Below are 25,611 nucleotides of genomic sequence, written 5' to 3' on the forward strand. Positions count from 1 at the left end.
CTCCGCCTAGACGTGCGTCCTCCACAATGTGGTTGATTTCCTGCGTGTTATTTCATAAATTTGACGCGTCATTTTTCCGGCGGAGCGTGAATGATCAGCGATAAGATTCGCAACTTTTGCATCATCGCCCACATCGACCATGGCAAGTCGACCCTGGCTGACCGGCTCTTAGAGCTCACCGGGACACTGAGCAAAGAGGAGATGGTCGACCAGGTGTTGGACAACATGGATTTGGAACGCGAGCGGGGCATCACCATCAAGTCGCACGCGGTGACAATGGCCTACACCGCCCGCGATGGGCAGCAGTACACGCTCAACCTCATTGATACGCCCGGCCATGTGGACTTTTCCTACGAGGTGTCGCGGAGCTTGGCTGCGTGTGAGGGGGCCATCCTTGTCGTGGACGCCGCCCAGGGGGTGGAGGCGCAGACCATCAGTAACCTCTACCTGGCCTTGGAGAATGACCTCACCATCATCCCGGTGATCAACAAGGTGGACCTGAAGAATGCGCAGGTGGAGCTCGTCAAGCGCCAGGTGGTGGAAATTCTTGGGATTGCCGAAGAGGAGATCCTCTTGGTCAGTGCGAAGCTCGGACTGGGCGTGGAGGAAGTGTTGGAGGCCATAGTTGCCCGCATTCCTCCCCCGAAAGGGGACAGCTCCGCCCCACTGCAAGCCCTGATCTTTGATTCGATGTTCAATAGCTACCGTGGCGCAGTCGCCTACGTGCGAGTAGTCAATGGCGAGGTCGTCACCGGGTCGCACATTAGGCTCTTCTCCTCGGGAAAAGAGTTCGAGGTTGAGGAAGTGGGTATTCTCCAGCTACGGCAGATAAAGCGTCCCAAACTCTCTGCCGGAGAAGTAGGTTATGTGATTGCCGGCATCAAGGAGGTGCGCGACACCAAGGTGGGGGACACGATCACCGATGCTGCGCGGCCTGCCAGCGCGCCTCTGCCCGGGTTCAAGGAAGTCAAACCCATGGTCTTCAGCGGGCTGTACCCGGCGGTGGCCGAGAGTTATGACGAATTGCGCAAGGCGCTGGAGCGCCTTAGCCTTAATGACAGCTCGCTCTATTGGGAACCGGAAACATCCGCCGCGCTGGGTTTCGGCTTCCGCTGTGGGTTCCTGGGCCTTTTGCACATGGAAATTGTGCAGGAACGCCTGGAACGGGAGTACAACCTCAATCTCATCACCACCGTCCCCAATGTCAAGTTCCGGGTGACCACGAAGAAGGGAGAGACGGTCTGGGTCGAGAACCCTGCGCAGATGCCCCCAGCCGGCGATATCGCCCTAATAGAGGAGCCCTACATTGCTGCACATATTCTCACGCCGGCCGAATACATCGGCAGCATCATGAAATTGGCCCAGGAGCGCCGTGGGGTATTCATCACCACCGAGTACCTTGACCCCACTCGTGCCCACCTGCACTACGAGTTTCCCTTGGCTGAGGTCATTTTCGACTTTTACGATCGCCTGAAATCGGTCTCGCGGGGCTACGCATCGTTCGACTATGAGTTCTTGGACTATAAGCCAGGCGATTTGGTCAAATTGGATGTGCTCCTGAACGGAGAAGTGGTCGACGCGCTGTCGGTGGTGGTGCACCGGGACAAAGCTTACGACTGGGGCAGGCGGGTGTGCGAAAAGCTGCGGGAGCTAATCCCCAGGCAACTTTTCCAGATCGTGATCCAGGCGGCCATTGGCAGCAGGGTGATCGCCCGCGCTAGCATCAGCCCGCTGCGGAAAAACGTCACCGCCAAATGCTACGGAGGCGACATTACTAGGAAGCGTAAGCTTCTGGAAAAACAAAAGGAAGGCAAGAAGCGCATGCGCCAGCTGGGACGGGTGGAGGTCCCGCAGGAGGCATTCCTCGCAGTGCTCAAAGTCTGAATAAAGGCAGAAGATGATCGTTGCCGAAGGTTTGCGCAAGTGCTACGGATCCACAGTGGCGGTGGAGGACCTATCCCTCACCGTAGACGGAGAGTTGTTTGGCTTCCTTGGTCCCAATGGGGCGGGCAAGACCACAACCATCAAGATGATGACCGGCTTGCTCAAGCCTGACCGAGGCTCGGTGCGCATCAAGGGCTTTGACATCACCTCCCAGCCTCTGGAGGCGAAGAAATGTCTGGGCCTGGTACCAGAAAGGCCTTATGTGTACCCGAAACTCACCGGTCGGGAGTTTCTCTTCTTCATGGCGGACTTGTACCGGATCGATCGCCAGACGGCTTGCCGTCGGTTGGAACACCTGGTGGAGATATTTGACCTCGATACTCACATAGATCGGCTCATCGAGAGCTATTCCCACGGTATGAAGCAGAAAATAGCCTTGAGTGGAGCCCTCATCCACGACCCGCAGGTCTTGTTCTTGGATGAACCCACCGTGGGCCTGGACCCGAAAAGTGCGCGCAACTTGAAGAACCTCCTTCGCGGGCTCGTGCAGCGCGGCGTCACCGTATTCATGTCCACACACATTCTCGAGATCGCCGAATCGATGTGCGACCGCGTGGGAATTATCGACAAGGGACGACTCATCGCCCTGGGTACCATGAAGGAGCTACGCGAGAGATTTGCCGAGCACAAGTCGTTGGAGGACATTTTTCTGGAGCTGACCGGCGGGGACGAGTACCGCGAAGTGCTCAGGTACCTCCAGGAAAGTTAGGCCCCCGCCATGCTCGCCCTCCTTCTCCGCAACAAGCTGCGCATGTACGCAAATCTAATCCGCAGGGCCGATCGTTCCCGTCGGCTGCGCATCCTGCTCCTCATCGCGCTGTGGATGGGGTTTGTCTACTATCTGTTTCAGGGGGCACATGCGCTTTTTTCGGCCATAGTCCTTGGGGCGGGGACTCAGGTGGCCACCAGAGTGTTGGCGGCGGTGCTCCTTGCGCTGCTGGTGGCGTTGTTGCTCAGCGGAGCGACCATCTGCATCCATACCCTCTTCATTTCCCATGACCTCCCACTTTTGCTTTCTGTCCCGATACCACGGCGGACGGTGTTCATGTACAAGTTGCTGGAGGCAACTCTTAGCAACTCTTCCATGTTTGTGATGTTGGGCCTGCCGGTGCTTCTGGGCTTTGGGGCTGCGCACAAAGCAGCGTGGTGGTGGTACTTGCCAATGCTCATTGTAGCAACAGTGTTCGTTGGTGTGCCCACCAGTCTTTCGGCCATGGTGGCACTGGCAGCGGTGCATGTGGTGCCGGTACGGCGGGCGCGCGAAGTGATGAGCGTTGCCCTGGCCCTAGTCTTTTTGGCGGTGTGGAGTGGCATGCAGCTCCTGCGGAGTTCGCTGGATGCAGGACGCCTCGGTGGTATCGAGGAATTGCTGGCCATTGCTCGCCTGCAACTCTTTGGGCTGACCCCCGCCGGGTGGGCAGCCCAGACCATGGCCGGCATGTTGCGCGCAGATTGGGCGAGTGCTGCCACATTTGCCACCTTGCTCGTGACTTCCACGACGGGAATGATCCTCCTCAGTGTTTGGCTGGTGGACAGCGTTTACGCGCGTGGGGTGGGCAAAGAGGAGGCGGCGACGTTGGGTTCCCCTGCCCCTGACAGAAGAGCACGACCGATGGGTTCAGGCGTGGCTGCCTCACCAGTGCGGGCGGCCATGGCCCGAGACATCAGGCTGTTGCGCCGCGACCCCACTCAGCTCATGCAACTGATCATGTTGGCCGCGATGATGGCGGTGATGGCCATCATCCTCAAGCGCGACACAGAGGGCGAAGAGCTTTCCCGCTTTGAGACCCTCATGCCCTTTGCCTTCGTAGCTCTATTTGCCGCCATGAGCACGGTGGGCATTGCCGCACGCTTGATCCCGCTGGAAGGCAAGGCCTTTTACCTCAACAAGCTGGCGCCGGAACCTGCGGTGAATTTCTTGGCTGCGAAGCTGCTGGTGGGCTGGCTGCTGGGCACAGTGGTCTCCCTGTTCGGTGCCATCGTTGTCACCGTCATCTTCGGTCACCCGCTGTCCGTTGGCGCTGTCGGCTTCGCAGCAGCGAGTGTGGGGTGCATGGCAATGAGTGGGGTAGGCACTGCCCTGGGGGCATACTTCGCTGACTTTGACTGGGAGACCCCAAAGCGCATGATCACGGTGGGCGGCGGAGTGCTGTCTGCAGTGCTACCGCTGCTCTGCCTTGGCGCCCTCGCCGGCATGGGATTCGCTACCTATCTCGTCCTCGGAGCTGTGACGGGCGTACGCCAGAGCGTGGCGGTCGCCGGTGGAAGCTTGGTGGTTCTGGCTACCAGCATGGCCATAGCGGTGGGTTCCCTTTTGCTGGCCTCCCGGCGGATTGAGACAATGGGATGGACATATTGAACTGAGCTGGACATAATTGACCTGAGAAAGGAACGGACATGCAACAACCCACAGGGCGGAAGAAGAGCGTTATCCATGAATACGCAGAAGCAGTGGCCGTGGCAGTCATCGCCGCGCTCATCCTGCGCCTCCTCGTGATTCAAGCCTTCCGCATCCCTACTGGCTCGATGAAAGATACGCTGCTGATCGGCGATTTTCTCATGGTAAACAAGTTCATCTACGGCGTACGCACGCCCAGCACCTTGCCACTTGTCAAGGCCAACATCCCCCACTTCCGCTTCCCTGCGGTCAAGAAGCCAAAGCGAGGCGAGGTGATCGTCTTCAAATACCCGCTTGACCAACGGCTTGACTACATCAAGCGCTGCGTGGGCCTGCCAGGGGACACCATTGAAGTTCGCAACGGCGACCTATACGTGAACGGGAAACCCGAAGGGACCAAAGAACTCGTGGGACGGCGGTATGACCCAGAAGATGGGCACTATGTGGTGGAGTACCGCATTACCACGCCGCAGGGGCAGAAATACAACATCCGGCATTATGATTTTCGCGGTAGAACTTTTGACAACTTTGGGCCTATCGTGGTACCGCCCGGTCATCTGTTCATGATGGGCGACAATCGCGACAATAGCGCAGACAGCCGGTTTTGGGGGCCTCTCCCCTTCGACAACGTCGTGGGCGAGGCAATGGTCATCTACTTTTCGTGGGACTCCCGTGCGCCGGTCTACAACCTGCTCAAGAAAATCCGCTGGACGCGACTGGGGAAAATCATCCGCTGAGCCTGCACTCTGTGCAGGACTCTACGTCCACGTCCCCTTCTGCGTGCGCAAATGCCCCTATTGCGATTTCTATTCGGTCCCCCTCGACCACGAGTTGCAAGGGCAATACTTGCAGGCCCTTGAGCACGAAATAGCCCTTTACGCCGGCGACCCGCAGTTCGGGTCGCTTCGTTTTGTCAGCCTTTACTTCGGCGGCGGCACCCCCTCCCTGCTGCAACCTGCGCAGGTGGCCTCAGTCATTGGGGCGGTGAAATCGCACTTTTCCCTCACGCCGGACGCAGAGACCTCCTTGGAGGCCAACCCCGCCACCCTTTCGGGCTCTGATCTGGTTGAACTGCGTGCAGCCGGAGTGAACCGGGTGAGCTTGGGCGTGCAGTCGCTGCAATCTAAGGAGCTGCGCACGCTGGGGAGAATCCACAGCACAAAGGAGGCAGCTGAAAGCTTTTGCTCCGCACGAGAAGCAGGATTTGACAATCTGGGCGTCGACCTCATCTTTGGCATCCCGGGGCAGACACCGCGCACCTGGGAACGCACCTTGCGCGAGGTGCTGCGTTGGCGCCCAGAGCATGTCTCCACGTATGCTCTGACCATCGAGCCACAGACCCCTCTGGCGCGGGAAGTGGCCAGGGGAGCGATCGCGCCAGTCAGTGCAGAGACTGAAAGACGCATGTACCTCTTTGCTCATGAGCTGCTCACCGCTCACGGGTATGAGCACTATGAGATTTCCAACTATGCGCTGCCCGGCCGCCGCTGTCGCCACAACGAGCTTTATTGGAAGCGTCACCCTTACCTAGGACTCGGCCCCTCGGCCCACTCCTTTGTCGGGAATCGCCGCTGGTGGAATCACAAAGACCTTGGGGTTTATTGCCAAGCCCTGGCTCAGCGTACGCTCCCCGTGGCGGGGAGTGAACTTCTTTCCCCAGAACAACAGCATCTGGAAACCCTCATGCTCTCCCTCCGCACCGCGGAAGGCCTGGACATGCGCCGCCTGCCGGCTGACATGAGAGGTAGCCTCGCTCGACGCGTTGCCCAATTGCGCAGGACCTCTGAAGCGCCACTCCTGCAAGACGACGGGATGCACATCCGCCTCACGCCACACGGCTTCTGGTTGCATGAGGAAGTCTGCCGCCTGCTGAGCTAAGCTTCTCAACCCGCAGAGGTGGGCTTCCGGTGCGGCCTTATGAGCATGGAGAACATGCAAGAATGTGACCAAGATCACACGGGGTTCCAGGCGTTGTGTGTATCCTACAACAGCGATGAGGCCCAGAGCACCCGACGGCTGGGCTGGCCAAGATGCTAAGTGTCGTCCATCCCGAATTTGGGAAAGGAGAGCGCTATGAACAAAATCACGGTCTTGGGAGTGGCAGTGCTGCTGTGTGCTCCAGTGGTCGCGTCTGCCCGAGGGCCTCTCTCGCTAGGCCCACGTGTTGGCTACTATAAGGCGCCAGACGCCGATGAAGGCAAGCTGTTTGCAGGCGGAGCAGCGCGCTTACGGTTTGGCCCCGGACTCGCCATCGAGGGGTCCGTGGATTATCGCCGCGAAGAATACCAGAGGGGGCAGATGACCCTCACCAGTTGGCCAGTCATGGTCACCGGCCTGATCTATCCCTTGCCGATACTGTACGGGGTGATCGGAGCAGGCTGGCACAACCTCAAGGTGGAATATGAGCCCGTGGCGCTCCCTCACGCTAGCGTGCAGCAGCGCAAGGAACAGAAGTTCGGCTGGCACTTTGGCGTTGGGGTTGACCTTCCGCTGGGGAAAAACGCACACCTGGCGGGAGATGTCCGCTATGTCTTCATCGATTATGATTTTTCCGCTGTGCCAGGAAGCGAGGAGATGAAGGCGGACTTTTACGCCATAACTCTGGGACTGCTCTTTCGCCTCTAGGCCTGGTCGACAGGTCCGAACTGCTGCCGGGAGGCCTCGGAGAGAACCCTCGCACACCTCAGGCGCACCCCTCCGCCTGTTGAGGCCTCGGGTAGCGGTCGAGACAAAGAGGGCGGAGACGATCTCCGCCCTCTTTGCCCATGCTGGGACTCAGTGCAACTTCTTTTCCACTTCCTGGAGCTCTATCTTGGCCTCTTCTTTGTAAGTTGGGTCATCGGCATCGCTCACCGGCAGGGCGAGCACTTTTTCATAGTGCTCCTTCGCCGCAGCCCAGTTGTTCACCATCCGGTAGGTCCTTGCTAGCTCCAGGTGGTGATTGATGTGTTCCGGCTTGACGGCGATAGCCTTCTTGAAGTAGGCAATTGCCTGCTCATTGGAGGCTGGTGGGAGCCCACCATACAGCACCTTAGCAAATGCCTTGAGGACACCGCTCAGATTGGCCACCTCCCGATGCCAGCGCCCAAGGAGGTGAAGCGCGCCATCGTGCTCTGGGTCGAGCTCAAGTGCCTTTTCTCCTTCGGCCTTGACCTCTTTCGACAACTCAACCTTGGTCTTTCCGCCCACGTCCAGTGCCACGCGTCCCACAGCCACTGCCAACTCAAAATGGGCGTCGGCATTGTTCGGGCAAAGCCCCACCGCCTTCCGCGCCGCTTTTTCACCCAAGGAGTAGTACTGCCGTCTTTGAGTCTTGTCGGCCTGTTCGCCCACATCCACGTAGGCACGGGCCAGTTTCCACCATGCCTCGCAGTTAGTGCTATCGGCAAGAGTAGCCCGCCTGTAGGCCTCTAAAGCCCCTTTGTTGTCAAAGTTCTCGTAGCTCTTGTCGCCCCGCGCCAACCATTCCACCGCGCTAGGCGCGGTCTCTTCTTGGGCAAACACCGGCCATGCCACAGCCAATAACATGACGGCTACCGCAACGATCAGCTGCCTCATGACGCTCCTCCTTGCATTGGTTCCCTACGGACTCCGCAAAATGCTGCGAATTGTACGAATTTTTCGGGAAAAAGTCAAATGTTATTTGAACGCGGTTCAGGAGAGGCGCGGACAGGAGCTTCCAGGGGAGTACGGTGGCAGTCCCAAGCCGGTCCCCTCACCCCGAGGAGATCTCAATGCGGCTGAAATGAAGGCCTACCCGCAATGCGCTCCACAGCGCTTCAGCCGTCCTCGACAAGGTTACGGGCCGGCCTTGATCCAGCCTCTCAGCGGCAGGACGGGGGGACCAAGTGGAGGTCTGCAGTCTGTGGTGGCCGTGCTGGAAGGCGATTACCGGGCGATCACCAACTTGCCGATTGCCTCGGCCGACACGGGTCCATCGCTCCCCTGTGCGCGGGCCACAATGCGGTAGAGGTACAGGCCATTCGCCAGTTCGTCCCCGTCTTCGTCCCGCCCGTCCCAGGGCACCGCGTTGAAGTTGCTCACGGCGTGCAGACGCAGTTTCTTTACCATGCGGCCGGCGAGGGTGTAAATGCTGATGGTGACGTCCGCCTCGCGGCTCACGAGGAAGGTGAAATCGGTGCGATCACGGAATGGGTTGGGGAAGTTGACCACCTCGCTGAGTTTCAACTCACGCTCTGCCACAACCGTGAACGTTGCCGTGGCCACGCTGGAGTTGTTTGAGTTGTCCCAGGCCTTTATCTCCACCGAGTGCGGCCCTTCCGCAAGGTCGAAAAGCTGATACTCGATACTGCCGCTGGTGTAGCTGTCCTGGTCATAGTTGAAAAACTCCGTGAGGTCTTTCCGCTCTTCCTCCCGCCCATCCAGCACCATGGTGATCTTGTGCCCCACATCGCCCGCAATGTTCACACCGCTCAGCGAGTCACTGATTTGTACGCGCACGGTCGGATTGGGACCTACGTACTCCCCACTGGCAAAGAGGCGGTCGCGGAAGCCGATGGTAATGTGCGGCCCTTGGGAATCAGCCACCTGGGCCCCGGTGCCGCCCACGCGCAGTCCGCTGCGGAAGCCAGCGCCGTCTCCCTGGTGCCCCCAGAAATAGACGCTCACGCGGGCATCAGTCCCACCATACGAGATGTCCTTAGGCACGATGAATTTGATGGCAAAGCGGCCCTGTTCCACCTTTGCCTGGCCACGAAAGAGCACATTGCCGGGGAGGACGTAGTTGATTGTACCACCCCCGCTGGCACTGTAGCTACGGGGCCGACGGGTGTCGAATACCTTGACCAGCGCCAGGCCCGTAAAGTCATCCCAGGGTGCGCCGTTGCGGAACACTCTGCCAGTCACCGTGGTCACCGCCAGCGCGGCCAAGCTGTCTGGTTGCAGTGACTCAATCACTGCCTGATAACGAGGAGCACCGATGCGGAGGCTGGGGTCCCCGAGGATGAGGTACCGGTCTTCATTCTCTGCCGAGGCCGTCATCAATTTGGCCAACCATAGGGCCTCCCCCAGCGTACGCACCTGTCCTCTTGTGGCATATTCGGCAAACAGTTTCACCAAGAAGCGCCTGTTCAGGTCGGCGTTCTGGTGGGACCATGCGTCGCGTGCGGCAGCTACGACAGCAATCGCACCTCTCCCTTCGACCGTCACCAGCTCCTCTGCCATCGACTGTTCATACGGATCATCGAAGCGCCCAAAACTACAGGTAGCGGCAATCCACAAGCCATACTTCTCGCCGTTCTGAATCTTTGGAAAATCAACCGGCAAGTTCAGCACCCGCTCGTGGGTCCAGAGCTGCGGGTTCCCGTGCCCGACAAAGTTGATAATCAGGCTCCCCTTATTGATCTGGTCTAAGAGCGCCTGGTTGGCCGCGGGCTTGACCACGCCAGAAATAGCTGGGCTGCGCACCGCGGGGTATTCCACAAGGTAGACTTTGTTCACATCGAACGACTTCGGGATCGCCTCTTCAGCCAGTGTCTCCGCCTGCTGGGTGTGGATCAGCTCCGTTCCCGCCCCACCCAGTACAAGCTCGTCGTCGCCCACCATGGTCACTGCGTTGCGCCAGTCGCCGTGGTGGGGCATGGTCTCGTAGGCCACAATCTTGTTTACCATCTGCTGGGCCTCTGCGGGGGAACGTGCCGGCAGGCGACCTATGGCCATGTCTGGCTGCTCGTCGGTTCCGGAAATGTAGGTGAACCAGTCATCGGAAGTGATGGAAGCTGTCTTGTCGGTGTGGCCACTCTCGTAAGGCGGGACCCAGTTAGCATCTGCCTGGCTCAGCACGTTGCGATAGTCATAGTCGCCGTCCCCGAAGAGCAGGACGTGCGTGGGCGCCTGCGACCAGCGCTCGTACGCATACCGCAAGAAGTCGCGAATTGCTGTTGGGTCAACCAGCCCCCAGGAGAATTCGTCGTACACATCAGAGATACGCACCACTTGGGTGGACATGCGGGCTGATGAGTTCCAGTTTTCGCGCAAGCTCTTGAGCTGCATCGCCTGGTCGTAAAAGTCATCCGGCGCAATAATCACCAGGTCTGCACCGTTCTGCCGGTCGCGCAGGTTGGAGACAGCGTCGGCACGAATCGAGACCGGCGTCCTAAACGCCGAGCTGGCGCAAAGCAAGTACCGCCGTCCGTCTGGGACACGCGCCGAGTCCACAAAGGTGACGACCCCGGAACTCACGCTTAAGGGTTCGATTCGCCGGATGCGCCAAAAGTCAGACACGTCAAGCACGAGAACATCGCTCTGGCTGAACCCGCGCACTGTGAAGCGCTGGAGCCCCTGGCCTGGCGGGGCATAAAGGAGAAGTTGGTCATTCACTGCCACCGGCGCCCGGCGGTAATGGACCTCAAACCAATCCAAATACCCCTGGGCGAGTGCCGAGCTCCCGGTCAAACGCACCGCAATGGCGTTGTTCCCGCTGGCCAACTTTCCTACTGCGCTGGTCTCCCATTTTCCAATCCGCAGCACGTCCTTAGTATAGTTCGCCAGATCCACGCTCCCGAGCACGTTCCCATTCACCGAGAAAGTGAACAAGTGCTGACCCACGGAGGCGGCAACAACATTGAAGACGTAGCGCGCCGAATCCTCTGGGAGGGCATTGGGAAGCTCGATTCTGAACGTGCGCGTATCTCCATGGGTGAAGAGCGCCCCGAACCAGAGCAAGCCACTCCCGAAGGGGTTGGTGATGTCCTGTTCGAAGAAAGCGTGGTCGGTGAAGCTGGTGACCTCGTGGGCCTCCAGCGGCGAGGCAGAGGGCACAGCTGGCACCCGTTTGCCGGTTACGTTTTGACCCCAGGTAAGCCAGTACACGTTCTCGCTCGTATAGCGATTGACATAGTGCTTCCACGTCAGCAACCCCGGGTCAAACGTCCACCCCCGCACCGATTTGCCGTAGAAAATGAGGTAATCGTTGCTGTCGAAGCGGTTATCGCCACCGTCGTAAACCAGGATGGGATTCTCAATCAGGCTATCAGGCCTTGGTGCGCCAAGAGGCTGAGGGAGTTCTAGCCCGCCATTGTTGTAGAGCCGGAGCGTTTTCGGGTCGATGCTGGCAAGATTGACGCCTGCAGCGGCCAGCCGGGCCCCGTCAAGGCGATACAGGCCTTCCTCTTGCACGACAATCTTGTACCACGGACCGCTCTCGGCGGGCTTTCGTAGGCCAGCCTCGTGAGCAACCCTCCTCACCCGCCAGGGGCGACACTGCTCATAGTTGACGAGCAGCTCGCGGTAAAAGTCTTCTTCGCGGGGCGAGGAAACCACGGGGCTGTCTGGTCCCCTCTCCCTCCGCGACCAGGTAAGGCGCACCGAGATGCGCTCGTACCGCCTTATTCGCTGCGTGGACGGCAGGTATTGTACAGGGATAAAGGTTACTTTGACCACCCGCTGCTGCCGCACCATGCCAGGGCTCCCTACCAGCACAGGCGATTCCGGCCACGCCTCTGGACGTCCGTAGATGAGGCTGTCAGGCACAAACTCTTCTTTCGGCAAGCCTTCCTCATCCCGGCCTAACCGCGGAGTCGGCAGAATCTGCCCCACTTCAAGCTCTTTGAAGGGTGCATCCAGCACCCTCGCGGTCACCTCCGCATCCAGCGGGATACCGACCAAGAAAGCGCGCGCAGGAAGTTGGGGCTGCCCCGGCTTACCCACAAGCTGGGCATAGCGGAAGCTGAGGAGTGTGTACTCCTTTTCGCTCCGCACTACGGTGGAGGTAGTCCAATCGTGAGGCGAAAAAGTGATGGTTACCCCATCAAGATGGGTCACCGCCAGAACACCTTGCTCGGGACTTTGCTGCGCAGTAGGCGGTGGTACGTCCACAAATCCTTGCAGGACACACAAGGCGATGACGGAGGAGGCGAGGGTAGAAAGTCTCCAGCTTTTCATCGGTCATTGCCTGTTCAGGAAGGGAGCGTGGGGTCTTGAGCTACCGGCATGGCAAAGGCGACCACCTGGGCAGGTTCCTCGTGTCGGCGTGCGTACCAGCGGTCATAAGCACGCACAAGGAAAAAACTCAGCGTCAAGAAGAGGAAGGCGCCCAGGATGCCGCGCATCTCAGCCCCTCCGGTCGCCGGCCAGGGGAGCGCACGACCGAGCACATAACCGAGCATGAGAAAAACCAATGGAACGATGAAGAGCAACATCGAGTGACCCACCACCGTCTTGGGACTCACCTCCACCTCCACCAGGTCGCCCACTGCTGCCCCGATCCGGTTCCGGGCCTCCATTATCCCCCCACCTTCCCCGAAGGCCCGGCACACTTGGCACTCGCCACATTTGTCCCCTCGCACCACCTTCACCTGCGCCCGGTCCCCATCGACGGCCACGACTTGGCCATACTCGCGCATGTTTTCTCTCCGGGAAGGATCCGTCCTGTGCCGCTCAGCCCGTTAGCTTGCTTACGAAGTACTCATGGATGCGGGGGTCCTCGGTCAATTCGGGGTGAAACGTGGCCGCTAATACCAACCCCTGTTCAGCCATGACCACATCCTCTCCGTGCCAAGCCAGTGGGCGAACGCCCTGGCCCATTGCAATGACCTTCGGGGCGCGGATGAACACCCCTTCGTAGTCAAAGGCACCGTTGCCAAAGTCCACCTTGATGGTGTCGACAAAAGAGTTCACTTGCCGTCCGTAGGCGTTGCGTCGGGCGTGGATGTCGATGAGCCCCAGGCTCTCCACCGGAGCGCCTTCGATCGTGGCCGCCAGCAGGATGAGTCCGGCACAGGTACCAAACACCGGGTGCTCACGCGCATAATCCTTCACCTGGTCCCACAGACCATGCTTGCGGAGTAACAGGCTCAGCGTTGTTGATTCCCCGCCGGGGATGATGAGCCCCTGGCATTTGCGCAGCTGTTCTGCGGTTTTCACCAGCACTGGAATCACATCCAGGCGCGCCAGCATCTGTTGGTGCTTTTCGAAGTCGCCCTGCAGTGCCAGCACGCCCACCCGCACTTGCTTCACGCCACACCTCCTACCAGCCGCGCACCGCCATGCGCTCCTGCTCTGGGAGGCTGGCCACATCGATGCCGCGCATTGGCTCGCCCAGGCCTTCGCTCACTCGCGCGATGAGGTCAAAGTCCAGGTAGTGGGTGGTAGCCGAAACAATCGCTTTCGCCCGCTTTGCCGGGTCGGACGATTTGAAGATACCGCTCCCCACAAAGACCGATTCTGCCCCCAGTTGCATCATGAGCGATGCGTCGGCAGGGGTCGCTACCCCACCCGCAGCAAAGTTGGGCACCGGCAGCCGCCCGTGCTCCTTTACGTAGCGCACCAGCTCCAACGGCGCGCCAAGGCGCTTGGCCTCCGCCACCAGCTCCTCATCGCCTAACGTGGTGATGTGGCGAATGGCCGACTGCACCATGCGCATGTGCCGCACGGCCTCAACAATGTTTCCGCTTCCCGCCTCGCCTTTGGTCCTGATCATGGCTGCCCCCTCGGCGATGCGCCGCAAGGCCTCGCCCAAATCCCGGCAGCCGCAGACGAAGGGCACCTTGAACTTCCACTTGTCGATGTGGTGCTCCTCATCTGCCGGCGTCAGCACCTCGCTCTCGTCGATGAAATCCACGCCAAGAGCCTCCAACACCTGCGCCTCCGCAAAGTGGCCGATGCGGCACTTGGCCATCACCGGAATGGAGACTGCCTTCTGGATGGCCTTGATCACCGCCGGATCCGACATCCGGGCCACGCCCCCTTGGGCGCGAATGTCCGCCGGCACACGTTCCAGCGCCATCACTGCAACGGCCCCAGCATCCTCGGCAATCCTTGCCTGCTCGGCGTTAGTCACGTCCATGATCACCCCGCCTTTGAGCATTTCGGCGAGGCCAACCTTGAGCTTCATATCTTCGGCTGTTCTCATCTATCAGAACCTCATTGCAAATCCGCTACCCCTTTTTTGACCGCGTTAAATATACGAAATCGGGGGGCAAAGTGCAAGCGACAATCGCTTTCTTCACATAAGGCAGCCGGCCTAATCCTGTGAGAGTTGCGGTGCACAGACCTGCCAAGAACGCCAACACGGCCTTCCAGGTTCCGAGCCCCTGGCAAGAGCCCGGACTACTTTCCAGAGACCCGAGAAGCCTCCGGAGGCGTCACCGGCACTCCAACGGGGACCTGGCAAAGCAGGTTCTTGCGCCTCGTGTTTGTTTATGGCCGCACGAGCAGAGACGTTGACGGCCGAGGGCAAAAAGGTTCCCGGGTAGCCAAAAAGCGAGGTGGAAGCTTGTGTGGCCATAGGTGGATGGAGATTCCCCCGCACTGCCGCACGCAAACACAAACCCTGGCCGAATCCGTGCACCCAAATGAGAGTGTGCGGTGCTGGAGCCAGGTGTCGGCCAATCCCTCCGCCGACCACAACACGCCGTGCCCAGGACGCCCTCAGTACACCCTGTCCCAACCTCATCGTGCCGCACAATGGCACCACTCTTCTGGCGCAAGCGAGTAATCGAAGGCCCATGAGAGCGCGTACTTGTCGAGGCCGGCACAAAGAAGATGTATGATGCCCAACTGCTGCTCTTCAGCCGGTCCACGATGCCATAGTTGTTGTTTCATCTCTTCTTCCCTTCCTATGCAATACCCCTGCCAGAGCTCCACTCCACCTCAAGCGAGGTGCACTTGTCCTGCCCGCACCCGATCCCACAGGACAGATTCACCAGACTACGGCAAGCCGTAGAATACTTACGCGTCTACACGCTGGAACCGTCATCATAGTTCTCGCAGGCGGTGCCGCCGGAGTGTCGGGGCCCTTTTCGGGCCGTGTGGCAACGGGAAGCGTTAGTTCCGTGGCCCCAACCGTTGACAGACTCGAAGGCGCCAAAAACCGCATACCTACATGCCGCAACGGAAGAAACGTCGCCAAGTGGCTTCCTCTGCGCGATGACGCAAAGGAGGGCACAAATCGGTTGACGATTTGGGAAGAAATTTGTACATTGCCACCTTGCGTATTCGGGGCCCACTGTTTCAGCCCCCAGCGCGACCTTGACACACCAAGATTGAGGGTTCATATTTCGAGGAGATTGCCATGAAACGCTTTGAGAAAGCTTCGATGGATGGCAACACCGCCGCCGCGCATGTGGCCTACGCATTCAGCGAGGTGGCGGCCATTTATCCCATTACGCCCTCCTCGCCCATGGGCGAGCTCGCAGATGAATGGGCGTCCAAGGGGCGCAAGAATATCTTTGGCCAGGTGGTCGACGTGATCGAGATGCAGTCGGAAGCCGGAGCGGCCGGAGCCGTGCACGGGTCCTTATCCGCCGGCGCCTTCACCACCACCTTCACGGCATCGCAGGGGCTCATGCTCATGCTCCCCAACATGCACAAGATCGCCGGCGAGATGTTGCCCACCGTGTTCCACGTGTCGGCGCGCTCGCTGGCCTGCCAGTCCCTGTCCATTTTCGGCGACCACTCCGACGTGATGGCGGCACGTAACACGGGCTTTGCTCTAATGGCGGCGGCTTCCATCCAGGAAATCATGGACCTGGCAGTCGTTTCCCACCTTGCGACGCTGAAATCCAAGGTACCCTTTTTGAACTTCTTCGACGGGTTCCGCAGCTCCCACGAGATCCAGAAGATCGAAGTCATCGACTATGATACCATGCGTGAGATGTTGGACTGGCGCTATGTGGAGGAGTTCCGCAAGCGCGCCCTGAATCCTGAGCGACCCTTCGTCAAGGTTGGGGCCGAGAACCCGGATGTTTACTTTCAGGGAAGAGAAACCGTCAACAAGTATTACCAAGCCTGCCCGGCCATTGTGCAGGAGTACATGGACCTCCTGGCGAAGCACACCGGCAGGCAGTACCACCTCTTCGACTACGTGGGCGCACCCGATGCGGACAAGGTGATTGTAGCCATGGCCAGCGGCTGCGAGACGATCGAAGAGACGATCAACTACCTCAACGCCAAGCGCGGCACAAAACTGGGACTGGTGAAGGTCCGCCTGTTCCGCCCATTTGCGGCCGAGGAGTTCGCCAAGGTGGTGCCCAAGTCCGTGCGCAAAATCGCCGTCCTGGACAGGACCAAAGAGCCAGGTTCGGTGGGCGAACCTCTCTATTTGGACGTGGTCGCGGCACTCAAGCACAGACCGGACATCACCATCATCGGCGGTCGCTACGGGCTCTCCTCTAAAGAGTTCACCCCGTCGATGGTCAAGGCGGTGTACGATCACTTGGACAACAAGTGCACGCACGGTTTCACCGTGGGCATCACCGACGATGTCACCTTTACCTCCATCCCGATCACCGAGCGCCTCAACACGGTGCCAGAAGGCACCATTTCGTGCAAGTTCTGGGGACTGGGGGCAGACGGGACGGTGGGTGCTAACAAGAATTCCATCAAGATCATCGGCGACAACACCGACATGTACGCGCAGGGATACTTCCAGTACGACTCCAAGAAGTCGGGCGGCATTACCCGCAGCCATCTGCGCTTCGGGCACTCGCCCATCCAGTCGGCCTACCTGGTGGAGGACGCTGATTTTATTGCTTGCCACAATCAGGCTTTCATCGGGCGGTACGACGTGTTGGAAGGAATCAAAGAAGGCGGTGTCTTCTTGCTCAATTCCAACTGGTCGCGCGAGGAGGCCTTCGAGAACCTGACCGAGGACATGCAGCGCACTATTATCGAGAAGAAGGTCAAGTTTTACAACATCGACGCGCTGCGCATTGCCGAGGAGGTGGGATTGGGCCGCCGCATCAACACCGTGATGCAGGCTGCCTTCTTCATTATCTCCCGGGTATTGCCTCGCGACACAGCTATTGCCATGATCAAGGAGGCCATCAAGAAGACCTACGGCAAGCGTGGCGAAGAATTGGTGAAAATGAACTGGGAGGCGGTGGACCGCGCTGCGGCCGCGCTGCAAGAAGTGCCGGTGCCGGCTACACTTCCGAAAAAGCACATGGAGCCCAAGAAGCTTATCCCGGATGATGCTGATGACTTCACCAAGAACGTCATCGAGCCTATTATGCGCGAGAAGGGAGACCAGATCCCGGTATCGCAAATGCCTTTTGACGGTTCTATGCGCTCCGGCACTACGGCCCTGGAGAAGCGCGGCATTGCGCCCTACGTGCCGCATTGGATTCCGGAGAACTGCATCCAGTGCAACCAGTGCTCATTCGTGTGCCCGCACGCCGCGATCCGCGCCAAGCTCATCGACCGTACGCTGTTGGGCAACGCGCCATCCACGTTCAAGACACTCCGCGCTACCGGCAAGGACGGCGAGAAGTACGACTACAAAGTGCAGGTGTTTGTCGAGGACTGCGTGGGCTGCCTCAATTGCGTGAACGAGTGTCCTAAGCAGGCGCTGGTTGCCAAGACCATCGAAGAGGAACGGGCTGCAGGCGAAAATGATAACGTGGCGTTTTTCACTTCGCTGCCAGAGAACGTCCTGAGCACGGTGGTGAAAGAGACCACGGTAAAAGGGAGTCAGTTCAGGCAGCCCCTGCTGGAGTTCTCCGGGGCCTGCGCCGGATGCGGGGAAACGCCGTATGTGCGCCTCTTGACGCAGCTCTTCGGCGAGCGGATGATCATTGCCAACGCCACCGGCTGCTCCTCCATTTGGGGAGGCACCTTCCCGAGCATCCCCTACACCAAGACCCCAGAGGGCTACGGTCCGGCATGGGCCAACTCCCTGTTCGAGGACAATGCGGAATACGGGTTTGGCATGCGGCTGGCAGTTGACGCCAATCGCCGCCTGCTGCGAAGCTATGTGGAGCAGGCGCTGTCCATGGGCGTGGATGGTCAGCTGAGGGGCGCGCTGCTCAAGGCCCAGGAGCTGTGGGAAGACACCAGCGCCGCCGCGATGGACAACGCGCGCCTCATCAAGAGCCTGCTGCCTGAAGCAATAGCACGCGCCGGGGAAGAGGCAAAAACCCTGCTCACCCGCATCCGCGAACTGGACACCTACTTCGTAGACAAGAGCATCTGGGCTATCGGCGGAGACGGCTGGGCGTACGACATCGGTTATGGCGGCCTGGACCATGTGATGGCCGCCGGCAGGAACGTCAATCTGCTGGTGCTGGACACCGAGGTCTATTCCAACACTGGTGGACAAGCTTCCAAGGCCACGCCTCTCGGTTCGGTGGCACGCTTTGCGGAATCTGGCAAGCCAACCAAGAAGAAAGACCTTGGCCTCATGATGATGAGCTACGGCTACGTCTATGTGGCCTCCGTCGCGATGGGCGCGAACAAGAATCAGCTCCTCAAGGCGCTAGTCGAGGCAGAGGCCTACAAAGGGCCGTCGATTATCATCGCCTACGCCCCGTGCATTAACCACGGTATCGACATGGCCTTCACGCAGCTAGAGGAGAAAAAGGCGGTGGATTCGGGCTATTGGGTGTTGTACCGATACAACCCCCTGCTCAAGAAAGAGGGCAAGAACCCCTTCATTCTCGATTCGAAAGAGCCCCAAATCCCCGTGCAGGAGTTCTTGCAGGGCGAGAAGCGGTATAGCTCCCTCAAGATCAGCTTCCCGGAGAAGGCGCAGACCTACTGGCCCCAGTTCCAGGAGGTGGTCAAGGAACGCTATGCCTTCTACAAGAAGCTCGCAGAATAGATAGCCAAAGCTCAGTCCCCCTGCGAAAGCAGGGGGACTTTTTTTTTCGGTTTGCGAGCCGCATCGAAAGGCCAATGCGGGCTTTTCGGCTCAACTCCGCGGGAACGCCAGGTCGACCCTACCGGGAAGAACGACTTCCCAGAGTCAGTGGGCAGGATGTGCACTTTTCGCTGAGCCGACCGCTATTCATCTGCGTTCACCATGGCCCGCTCGTGAGGGACGAACGGATTCCCTGCGAGGGGTGCCCGGAAAGCTCGTCCGCATGTATTTGTCGCTATCTGCGGCCCGCGAGAATCCGCGACCGCGCACATTGCACCTGCAGCTGACCGCCTTCAGCCAGATGGAACAGAAAATACAAAGGGGAAGCCATAGCCGGCTTCCCCATCTGCGGCAACGTTCTGTCCACAGCTACTTCTGTTCGCTTTTCTTGGGCTGAGCTTTTTTGCAATGCCCCTCTTTGTCCTTGCAAGGACCAGACTCGTGTCCCTGGCACTGTCCGCTGGCGTGTTTCTCGTCGCAGGAGTTCTTGCACTTCTCGCTGCATGTCTTGGTAGAGTCAGCTTTGCATTTCTCCTGGCACTGTTCCTGGCACTTGCCAGCACAGGTCGCCCCCTGATCTTTCTTGCAGTCGTCCTTCGCGTGCTTCTGCTGGCAGTCGCCAGTCACCTGCTGTGCAGACTGAGCAGATTGTGCCTGCGTGGTGTGCTCGACGGCGGTGAAGCCAAACAGAAAGCACGCCACGGCGAGGACTAGGCCCGCAACAAAGACATTCCTTCGCATCCGTTACCTCCTCTGGTTTAGGCAGTTAGTACCTTGCAGATCATTGTCCAAGCATGTATCCGAATCCGCACACTCAAGATGCCGGCACGGGGCCTCTTCCGCCAGTCTCTGGCGGATCATGGCAAGGTAGGCAGCAGCCTGCTCGGGCGTCATTACTTCCCGTTCCCGCAAAATGGCCCTTACTGCCCTCCGCTGCAGCACAGACTGCAACGAATCAATCCGATGCAAGCAGGAAGCGATGGTCACACTGTCCGGAGGGTTCGCGCCAAGCAGTTCCACTAACGATTGCTTCTCGCGATAAAGCGCCAAGCATACTCCACCCGCTTCGACCGCAAAACAGCGACGCGTACTATCAATGGCCTGCGCCTGCCGAGGGGATAAGGTCAACCCTTCGCAGAGGGGTCGAGCCTTCCGCGCCTCATCCCTTGAAGCTACCAGCACCCTTGCGCTCATCGTGGCCAGCAACACAACGTTGACCGTAACCGAGAAAAGCAGCGTAAGAAAGAGCGCTCTCTGTTTCATCGTCCCCCTCCTGTAGCCCCAATGTCCGCCAGCTCGGCGTAGAGGCGCGGCAGTGACCCCGGGGTAAGAGGTTCGAATACCAAACGGTAGCTCGGGGCCTCCAGCCTAAATTCGGGCCTGCTGCCGCTACGGTCAACAGGGGCAAATCCCACTCTGCTCAGCAGAATTGCTGCCGCAATGCCCAGAACTACCACACCAGCAGTGGACAACGCCGCAGCCCAGCGGGGTTGTGCCGAGGCGGTGGGCCGACGTGGCGCGGCAGCAAGGGTCTTGGCTCTGATGTGCCACCATAGCCTTGCTGAGGGTTGCAAAACGGGGGGTAGCACGGCCAGCTGCCAGGCCTCCCTAATGAGCTCCGCCTGCCGCGCACAAATGCTGCACTTCGCCAGATGGCTTGCAACCCTGCGCGCCCTGCGCTCCGGAAGCTCACCGTCAATAAACAGGAGAAACCACTTTTGGGCAGTCACACACCGCATGTTACTGACCTCATCTATCTCATTAGACACGCCACCCCGCGATAACGTACGCTCATTTCTCCCTCAAGAGCGGAATAAGAATCTTGGCCAGATTCTCCTTCGCCCTATGGAGTCGCGCCTGCACCGCACCCACCGAACAGTTCATCACCGTGGCAATCTCCTCACAAGAAAGCTCCTCGTACTTCTGCAACACCAACACCGCTCGCTGCGGGGGAGGGAGGCGTTCAAGGGCCTGCCACACCAGGGCCCTGGTTTCGTTTCGTTCAAGTTCCACGTCCGGGCGTTCGCGGGCATCGGCAACTACTGCCTCTGCATCCGCCTCCTGGGACAAGGCGTTGCCGTCCCGATGTTTCTTGCGCCTCAGGTGGTTCAAACACAGGTTGGTGGCAATGCGATAGAGCCAAGTAAGAGGGCGGGCGTCATGGCGGAATGAACCTGCGTGGGTAAAGGCCCGCACAAAGACCTCCTGCGTGAGGTCATAGGCATCATTACGGTCCCTGACGAGGCGAAAACAAAGGTTGAGCACACCCTGCGCGTGCTGCTGGTAGAGCTGCGCACACGCTTCCACCTCGCCCCCTGCGATCCTCTGCATCAAGTCGTCCTTCACTGCCCTCAAACCCAGCACCAGATGGGACTCTCACGAGAATATTAGACACCCGGGCAGGTGAAAACATACGCTGAGAGAATGAGGAGGCCGGAGTAAGCAGGGGGCATATTTCCGTGCTGACGGGGAGGCCGCTCACCCGCTTTTGCCTGTCACCTGCTGGATCATTGCCTTCAACTGCAGGCGAGAAGGGGCTCTTCCTGCGGCCATTACCTGGCCGTTGATGACCAGCGCCGGTGTAGGGATGGGCCCAAAGCGCGCGATCTCCTTTAGGTCGCGCACGTGCTGAAAATCGGCGGCAATTCCCAGTTCTGCCAGAATTGCTAAGATGTCCGCAGTCATCCGCTCGCAAAGGGCACAGCCAGGACCCAGCACGCGAATGACCAGGCCCTTGCTCTCCTCCTCGGCAACGGCCACCCCGAGGGCCTTCTGATAGAGCCGGAAAAGGGCCTGGGCGTAGTCCGCCTCGCGCTGCGGCGGCACATAGTTCTCAGCCTTGATAGCCGCCAGGAGGAAGCGCTTTACCTCTTCATCATCGGTGAACTGGCGTGCCTTAGCTGCGGCGATCGCTTCCTCGACCCCTATCAGCCCAACCGCCTGGCCCCCAATCGTCACGGTAGTAACGCCATCCATCTCCGCGACCCCCAATGAGCTACGCAGCCTCGATCAATCCTGCGACGTCGCAACCGTGCTCAGCAGTTGTTTTACCTCCTCCACCGAGAGCACCTTGCCACTTGCTACCACTTTGCCCTCCACAATGAGGGCGGGAGTGAAGACCACACCTAGTTTGCCGTATTCCCTTAAGTCTCTCAGATGGACAATTTCTGCTGGTAGGCCCAACTCAGCGCATGCCTGGCGGACGTGCTGCTCAAGCGTCTCGCACCTCGGGCAACCGGGACCGGCCACTTGGATCAGCAAAGAACGTGTAGTGTCGCCCATCGTTTCTACCTTCTCTCGTTCGTGAACGCCTCATCGCGCGCGGGAACAAGGGCCTCCGCGGACTATGCCCGCGGGACGAATCTCCTTCTCAAACGCAATGCCACGTTAACTAAACCAATCAGAATCGGCACCTCTAGCAGAGGGCCGATAACGGTAGCAAAAGCTTGACCTGATTGGATGCCAAATATAGCCACGGCTACCGCAATAGCCAGTTCAAAATCGTTGCTTGCCGCCGTGAACGAGACCGCCGTGACCTGTCCATAATCGGCCCGCAGGCGACGAGCAAGGAAAAAGGTCACAAACCACATGAAGAAAAAGTAGACCACCAGAGGAATCGCCACGCGCACCACATCCAGAGGAAGCCGGATAATGTACTCACCCTTCAGTGAGAACATAACCACGATGGTGAACAGCAGCGCCGCCAGGGTGAGGGGACTTATCTTCGGAGTAAACACGTTCTCATACCAATCCCGCCCCTTGGCCCGAAGCAGGCTGTAGCGAGTGATTAGCCCTGCGAGAAAGGGGATCCCCAGATAGATGAAGACCGTCTTGGCAGCCTCCAGAATGGAGATCCGCGCCTCGAGCCCTTTCACAAGCCCCAGCCAATTCAGAGCCAAGGTGACGAACAGATAGATGTACACGGCATAGAACAGCACCTGAAACACCGCATTGAAAGCCACCAATCCAACCGCCAATTCTCTGTCCCCCGCCGCCAGTTCGTTCCAGACAATAACCATGGCGATGCAGCGTGCCAACCCCACGAGGATCACCCCCACCATGTAGTCCGGCTTATCCCGGAGCAAAAGGATTGCCAGCAGAAACATCACCAGGGGGCCGATCACCCAGTTTTGCAGCAGAGAGAGCACGAGCAATCGTTTGTTTCGGAACACACGCCCCATTTCCTCATACTTTACCTTAGCCAATGGCGGGTACATCATCAATATGAGCCCCACGGCGATGGGGACCGAGGTGGCACCGACCTGCAGGCTGGCAGTCACGCGCGTCACCCCGGGGGCGAAGTAACCGATTCCTATGCCGAAAGCCATTGCCAACAAAATCCACAAAGTCAGGTATCGCTCCAATGGCGACAGCCGCTTGCTCGCGTTCTCAACCATCGTGTCTCCTCCACTTTGCATTCCGGCCCTATCCCACAATAGCATGGACTCGAAAAAAGGATTTCAGCCTGGAGATCGATTCTGCACCGCCTCGGGTAGCGTCTCGACGAACGCACGGATGTCATCCCTCACCCGGCGATAGATCTCCAGCGCCTCCTGCTCGCTCCGGGCCTCACGTGCCAGCTCTGGCGGGTCTGGAAAACCCACATGGAGCTTCTTCACCGGGCCAGGAAAGACCGGACACGTCTGTCGGGCATGGTCACACACGGTTATCACATAGTCGAAAGGGATGTCCATCACTTCAGCCAAGTGCTTTGAACGCTGATGAGAAATGTCCACTCCTGCCTCGGCCATTACCGCCACCGCACGGGGGTCCAGACCGCGTGGCGCGGTTCCTGCAGACCACACCTCGATGCTATCACCTTTCAGATGGCGGGTCCACCCTTCGGCCATCTGACTACGACAGGAGTTTCCTGTGCACAAGAAAAGCACCTTCAGCTTTCTGCCCATAGGCCCTCGCTTCACGCGGCACTCCACAGCAGGTACAGCCCACCCGCAATGACCAGCACTCCACAGGCGCGCCGCACCATCACGGCGGCGCGCGAGCGCTCATTCCACTGCAGGTAGTTCTGCACGGCCCCACTGAATGTCCCAGCCACAACAATCAGAAAACAGTGTCCCAAGGCATAGGCCAAGACCAGGGATACGGCATATGGGAGGTTGGAGGAGGCCACACGAAAGACCAGGCCAAGCATGGGGGCCATAAAGGCGAAGGTGCACGGACCGAGAGCCAGCCCAAAGACGAGGCCGATGGCCAAAGCGGCCCAGGTGCCTCCCCTTCGCACATGTGAGTGGGCACCCCCACTGAGCCAAGGAAGCTCGATCACTCCCACCAGATACAGCCCGATGACAAAGAAGATCACTGCGACCACATAGTTCCCGACCGGGCCCACGTCGCCTAGGAGGCGGCCAGCCAGGCCAGTGATAAGCCCCACTAGGGCGATAGTGGTTAAGATGCCTACCGCGAAAAGGGTAGCTAGCACACATGCCCTCCTGGTGGAAATCTGCCCCTGACCACCAATGAAACCTACTACCAGCGGAATGCTGGCCAAGTGGCATGGACTGACCAGGATGCTCAGCACGCCCCACAGCAGGGCACCGGCGATGGCCAATGCCGGTGAACCAGCCATCGCCCCCGAAAGCCACTCCAGAACCGCCCGCATCTACTCCACTCCTAACTCGCGCAGCTTGCTGACAATTTCCTCTTTGGACATGAACCCTTCGTGACGCCAGTAGGCCTCGCCCTGACGGTCAAAGAATACCTGCGTGGGGATCACGCGCACCTGGTATTCGCGCGCCAAACGCCGATGCTGGTACACGTCCAGGACCAAGATGTTCGCCTTGCCATGGTACTCTTTTTCCAGTTCCGCGAGAATCGGCTTCATCATCTTGCAGGGCACACAGGTGTCTGACCCCAAGTCGAGCACTGTGGGCTTCCCACTGCGCAGCGCCGGCTCCAGCGGATCCGGCGGGAGCGCCGCTCGCTGCGCAGCCAGCCACTCCTCGCTCTTCACGATCTTCGCCGCACTGCGCAAGCTGTCGATGAGGGAAGAGACGCTGGCCACAAATTTCTGCTGTCCCAAGTAGTCGCGGATGCTCTTTTCCACCTGCTCGAAGGTGGCGCCTTGAACCTCCTCTGCATGTTCGGCGTAAAAGCGGCGCGCCTCTTGATCGGACACCTGCACCGCGCTGCCCAGAGCATTGATTAGCGCCTGGATGGTGCCGTCCTGGTTTTCGCCACCGGAAGAGTCCACAACCCCGAGCCCGCGTCTCTTGGCCTCGTGCAAAAGCAGGTCCCGGACAATCAGTTGATCCAAGAACGCCTCCATGTCGCCCTGGAATTCCTGCTTGTACTGAGCTGGCAGACTCTCGAAGGTCGTCCGCAGGTAGTCTTCACTGATTGCCCTACCGTTAACCGTGGCTACCGTGCCTTTGGGAAGCGGAGGAGGCGTCTGCACAGGGACGGACTCTCCTGAGGCCTCCTCGGTAGAGATTTCCTTCGCTTCTCCCTGAGCCGCTTGCTCATTCTGCCTTTGGCTAACCAGTTCCGCCACCGGGACCCCTTGACGGGCGCCTTTGCCGCCTCTGCCCCGGAGCACCAATACAGCGGCCGCCGCCAGCACCAACACCGCAATCACCGCGATTCTCGCCGTACGATTCATTCCTTTGCCTTTCGTTTGTCGGTATCGAGAAGCGTTGAGCACGCCGCATCC

The 25,611-nt window shown here is 59.3% G+C and carries 23 protein-coding genes; 7 read left to right on the forward strand and 16 right to left on the reverse strand.

Going from position 1 to position 25,611, the window contains the following annotated elements; translation table 11 throughout:
* The first annotated feature begins 90 nt into the window (after positions 1-90).
* From lepA to ONB25_05080, 6 genes are all read left to right on the forward strand, one after another.
* Entirely contained in the window at positions 91-1,884 is a 1,794-nt protein-coding gene (gene lepA / locus ONB25_05055; GenBank protein MDZ7392260.1) for a translation elongation factor 4, read from the forward strand.
* A gap of 13 nt (positions 1,885-1,897) precedes the next feature.
* Positions 1,898-2,653: an ABC transporter ATP-binding protein gene (locus ONB25_05060; protein MDZ7392261.1), complete on the forward strand. Its 756-nt coding sequence runs from the start codon at positions 1,898-1,900 to the stop codon at positions 2,651-2,653.
* A 9-nt stretch (positions 2,654-2,662) separates the two neighbouring features.
* Positions 2,663-4,303 (forward strand): hypothetical protein, encoded by a 1,641-nt coding sequence (locus tag ONB25_05065; protein ID MDZ7392262.1) that lies wholly within the window; start codon positions 2,663-2,665, stop codon positions 4,301-4,303.
* 38 nt (positions 4,304-4,341) lie between these two features.
* Entirely contained in the window at positions 4,342-5,079 is a 738-nt protein-coding gene (gene lepB / locus ONB25_05070) for a signal peptidase I (GenBank protein MDZ7392263.1), read from the forward strand.
* Positions 5,015-6,220 carry a radical SAM family heme chaperone HemW gene (hemW, locus tag ONB25_05075; protein ID MDZ7392264.1) on the forward strand — a complete coding sequence of 402 codons (1,206 nt, stop codon included), beginning with the start codon at positions 5,015-5,017 and terminating at the stop codon, positions 6,218-6,220. The genes lepB and hemW overlap by 65 nt, the downstream gene beginning before the upstream one ends.
* A gap of 195 nt (positions 6,221-6,415) precedes the next feature.
* On the forward strand, positions 6,416-6,967 hold the full coding sequence (locus ONB25_05080) for a porin family protein (protein MDZ7392265.1): 552 nt from the start codon (positions 6,416-6,418) through the stop codon (positions 6,965-6,967).
* A 150-nt stretch (positions 6,968-7,117) separates the two neighbouring features.
* Here ONB25_05080 and ONB25_05085 read toward each other — a convergent pair whose 3' ends face one another.
* The 6 genes from ONB25_05085 to ONB25_05110 all read right to left on the reverse strand — a co-directional run bounded on the left by ONB25_05085 (position 7,118) and on the right by ONB25_05110 (position 14,905).
* Complete coding sequence (locus ONB25_05085) at positions 7,118-7,900, reverse strand: hypothetical protein (protein MDZ7392266.1); 783 nt, start codon at positions 7,898-7,900, stop codon at positions 7,118-7,120.
* A gap of 330 nt (positions 7,901-8,230) precedes the next feature.
* Positions 8,231-12,244: a type IX secretion system sortase PorU gene (porU, locus tag ONB25_05090; GenBank protein ID MDZ7392267.1), complete on the reverse strand. Its 4,014-nt coding sequence runs from the start codon at positions 12,242-12,244 to the stop codon at positions 8,231-8,233.
* A gap of 14 nt (positions 12,245-12,258) precedes the next feature.
* Positions 12,259-12,705 (reverse strand): SoxR reducing system RseC family protein, encoded by a 447-nt coding sequence (locus tag ONB25_05095; protein ID MDZ7392268.1) that lies wholly within the window; start codon positions 12,703-12,705, stop codon positions 12,259-12,261.
* A 34-nt stretch (positions 12,706-12,739) separates the two neighbouring features.
* Positions 12,740-13,318, reverse strand: a complete 579-nt coding sequence (gene pdxT, locus ONB25_05100; GenBank protein ID MDZ7392269.1) for a pyridoxal 5'-phosphate synthase glutaminase subunit PdxT — start codon at positions 13,316-13,318, stop codon at positions 12,740-12,742.
* Positions 13,319-13,328: 10 nt separating this feature from the next.
* Positions 13,329-14,213 (reverse strand): pyridoxal 5'-phosphate synthase lyase subunit PdxS, encoded by an 885-nt coding sequence (gene pdxS, locus ONB25_05105; protein ID MDZ7392270.1) that lies wholly within the window; start codon positions 14,211-14,213, stop codon positions 13,329-13,331.
* Between the two features lie 539 nt (positions 14,214-14,752).
* Positions 14,753-14,905 (reverse strand): hypothetical protein, encoded by a 153-nt coding sequence (locus ONB25_05110; protein MDZ7392271.1) that lies wholly within the window; start codon positions 14,903-14,905, stop codon positions 14,753-14,755.
* A 469-nt stretch (positions 14,906-15,374) separates the two neighbouring features.
* Between ONB25_05110 and nifJ the strand changes: the two genes are divergently transcribed.
* Entirely contained in the window at positions 15,375-18,902 is a 3,528-nt protein-coding gene (gene nifJ / locus ONB25_05115; GenBank protein MDZ7392272.1) for a pyruvate:ferredoxin (flavodoxin) oxidoreductase, read from the forward strand.
* Positions 18,903-19,310: 408 nt separating this feature from the next.
* Here the strand turns inward: nifJ and ONB25_05120 are convergent, their stop codons facing one another.
* The 10 genes from ONB25_05120 to ONB25_05165 all read right to left on the reverse strand — a co-directional run bounded on the left by ONB25_05120 (position 19,311) and on the right by ONB25_05165 (position 25,560).
* Entirely contained in the window at positions 19,311-19,682 is a 372-nt protein-coding gene (locus ONB25_05120) for a hypothetical protein (protein ID MDZ7392273.1), read from the reverse strand.
* Positions 19,683-19,685: 3 nt separating this feature from the next.
* A complete protein-coding gene (locus ONB25_05125) occupies positions 19,686-20,204 on the reverse strand; it encodes a periplasmic heavy metal sensor (protein ID MDZ7392274.1) in 519 nt (172 codons plus the stop codon).
* Positions 20,201-20,680: a zf-HC2 domain-containing protein gene (locus ONB25_05130; protein ID MDZ7392275.1), complete on the reverse strand. Its 480-nt coding sequence runs from the start codon at positions 20,678-20,680 to the stop codon at positions 20,201-20,203. Before ONB25_05130 ends, ONB25_05125 begins: the two co-directional genes overlap by 4 nt.
* 52 nt (positions 20,681-20,732) lie before the next feature.
* On the reverse strand, positions 20,733-21,272 hold the full coding sequence (locus ONB25_05135; GenBank protein MDZ7392276.1) for a sigma-70 family RNA polymerase sigma factor: 540 nt from the start codon (positions 21,270-21,272) through the stop codon (positions 20,733-20,735).
* Positions 21,273-21,419: 147 nt separating this feature from the next.
* Positions 21,420-21,917: a thioredoxin family protein gene (locus ONB25_05140; GenBank protein ID MDZ7392277.1), complete on the reverse strand. Its 498-nt coding sequence runs from the start codon at positions 21,915-21,917 to the stop codon at positions 21,420-21,422.
* 33 nt (positions 21,918-21,950) lie between these two features.
* Complete coding sequence (locus ONB25_05145) at positions 21,951-22,223, reverse strand: thioredoxin family protein (protein ID MDZ7392278.1); 273 nt, start codon at positions 22,221-22,223, stop codon at positions 21,951-21,953.
* 62 nt (positions 22,224-22,285) lie between these two features.
* Complete coding sequence (arsB, locus tag ONB25_05150; protein MDZ7392279.1) at positions 22,286-23,338, reverse strand: ACR3 family arsenite efflux transporter; 1,053 nt, start codon at positions 23,336-23,338, stop codon at positions 22,286-22,288.
* Positions 23,339-23,401: 63 nt separating this feature from the next.
* Positions 23,402-23,848, reverse strand: a complete 447-nt coding sequence (locus ONB25_05155; GenBank protein ID MDZ7392280.1) for an arsenate reductase ArsC — start codon at positions 23,846-23,848, stop codon at positions 23,402-23,404.
* Between the two features lie 11 nt (positions 23,849-23,859).
* A complete protein-coding gene (locus ONB25_05160) occupies positions 23,860-24,561 on the reverse strand; it encodes a cytochrome c biogenesis protein CcdA (GenBank protein MDZ7392281.1) in 702 nt (233 codons plus the stop codon).
* On the reverse strand, positions 24,562-25,560 hold the full coding sequence (locus tag ONB25_05165; protein ID MDZ7392282.1) for a thioredoxin domain-containing protein: 999 nt from the start codon (positions 25,558-25,560) through the stop codon (positions 24,562-24,564).
* Positions 25,561-25,611 lie beyond the last annotated feature (51 nt).

This window comes from candidate division KSB1 bacterium (genome assembly GCA_034506335.1).
GTDB lineage: Bacteria > Zhuqueibacterota > Zhuqueibacteria > JANLFK01 > Oleimicrobiaceae > Oleimicrobium.

Excerpts from the sequence above, each read along its gene's own strand:
- lepA (MDZ7392260.1), top strand. The coding sequence starts at position 91 with ATGATCAGCGATAAGATTCGCAACTTTTGCATCATCGCCCACATCGAC.
- ONB25_05060 (MDZ7392261.1), top strand. The coding sequence starts at position 1,898 with ATGATCGTTGCCGAAGGTTTGCGCAAGTGCTACGGATCCACAGTGGCG.
- ONB25_05065 (MDZ7392262.1), top strand. The coding sequence starts at position 2,663 with ATGCTCGCCCTCCTTCTCCGCAACAAGCTGCGCATGTACGCAAATCTA.
- lepB (MDZ7392263.1), top strand. The coding sequence starts at position 4,342 with ATGCAACAACCCACAGGGCGGAAGAAGAGCGTTATCCATGAATACGCA.
- ONB25_05080 (MDZ7392265.1), top strand. The coding sequence starts at position 6,416 with ATGAACAAAATCACGGTCTTGGGAGTGGCAGTGCTGCTGTGTGCTCCA.
- ONB25_05085 (MDZ7392266.1), bottom strand. The coding sequence starts at position 7,900 with ATGAGGCAGCTGATCGTTGCGGTAGCCGTCATGTTATTGGCTGTGGCA.
- porU (MDZ7392267.1), bottom strand. The coding sequence starts at position 12,244 with ATGAAAAGCTGGAGACTTTCTACCCTCGCCTCCTCCGTCATCGCCTTG.
- ONB25_05095 (MDZ7392268.1), bottom strand. The coding sequence starts at position 12,705 with ATGCGCGAGTATGGCCAAGTCGTGGCCGTCGATGGGGACCGGGCGCAG.
- pdxS (MDZ7392270.1), bottom strand. The coding sequence starts at position 14,213 with ATGAGAACAGCCGAAGATATGAAGCTCAAGGTTGGCCTCGCCGAAATG.
- ONB25_05110 (MDZ7392271.1), bottom strand. The coding sequence starts at position 14,905 with ATGAAACAACAACTATGGCATCGTGGACCGGCTGAAGAGCAGCAGTTG.
- nifJ (MDZ7392272.1), top strand. The coding sequence starts at position 15,375 with ATGAAACGCTTTGAGAAAGCTTCGATGGATGGCAACACCGCCGCCGCG.
- ONB25_05120 (MDZ7392273.1), bottom strand. The coding sequence starts at position 19,682 with ATGCGAAGGAATGTCTTTGTTGCGGGCCTAGTCCTCGCCGTGGCGTGC.
- ONB25_05125 (MDZ7392274.1), bottom strand. The coding sequence starts at position 20,204 with ATGAAACAGAGAGCGCTCTTTCTTACGCTGCTTTTCTCGGTTACGGTC.
- ONB25_05130 (MDZ7392275.1), bottom strand. The coding sequence starts at position 20,680 with ATGCGGTGTGTGACTGCCCAAAAGTGGTTTCTCCTGTTTATTGACGGT.
- ONB25_05135 (MDZ7392276.1), bottom strand. The coding sequence starts at position 21,272 with ATGCAGAGGATCGCAGGGGGCGAGGTGGAAGCGTGTGCGCAGCTCTAC.
- ONB25_05140 (MDZ7392277.1), bottom strand. The coding sequence starts at position 21,917 with ATGGATGGCGTTACTACCGTGACGATTGGGGGCCAGGCGGTTGGGCTG.
- ONB25_05145 (MDZ7392278.1), bottom strand. The coding sequence starts at position 22,223 with ATGGGCGACACTACACGTTCTTTGCTGATCCAAGTGGCCGGTCCCGGT.
- arsB (MDZ7392279.1), bottom strand. The coding sequence starts at position 23,338 with ATGGTTGAGAACGCGAGCAAGCGGCTGTCGCCATTGGAGCGATACCTG.
- ONB25_05155 (MDZ7392280.1), bottom strand. The coding sequence starts at position 23,848 with ATGGGCAGAAAGCTGAAGGTGCTTTTCTTGTGCACAGGAAACTCCTGT.
- ONB25_05160 (MDZ7392281.1), bottom strand. The coding sequence starts at position 24,561 with ATGCGGGCGGTTCTGGAGTGGCTTTCGGGGGCGATGGCTGGTTCACCG.
- ONB25_05165 (MDZ7392282.1), bottom strand. The coding sequence starts at position 25,560 with ATGAATCGTACGGCGAGAATCGCGGTGATTGCGGTGTTGGTGCTGGCG.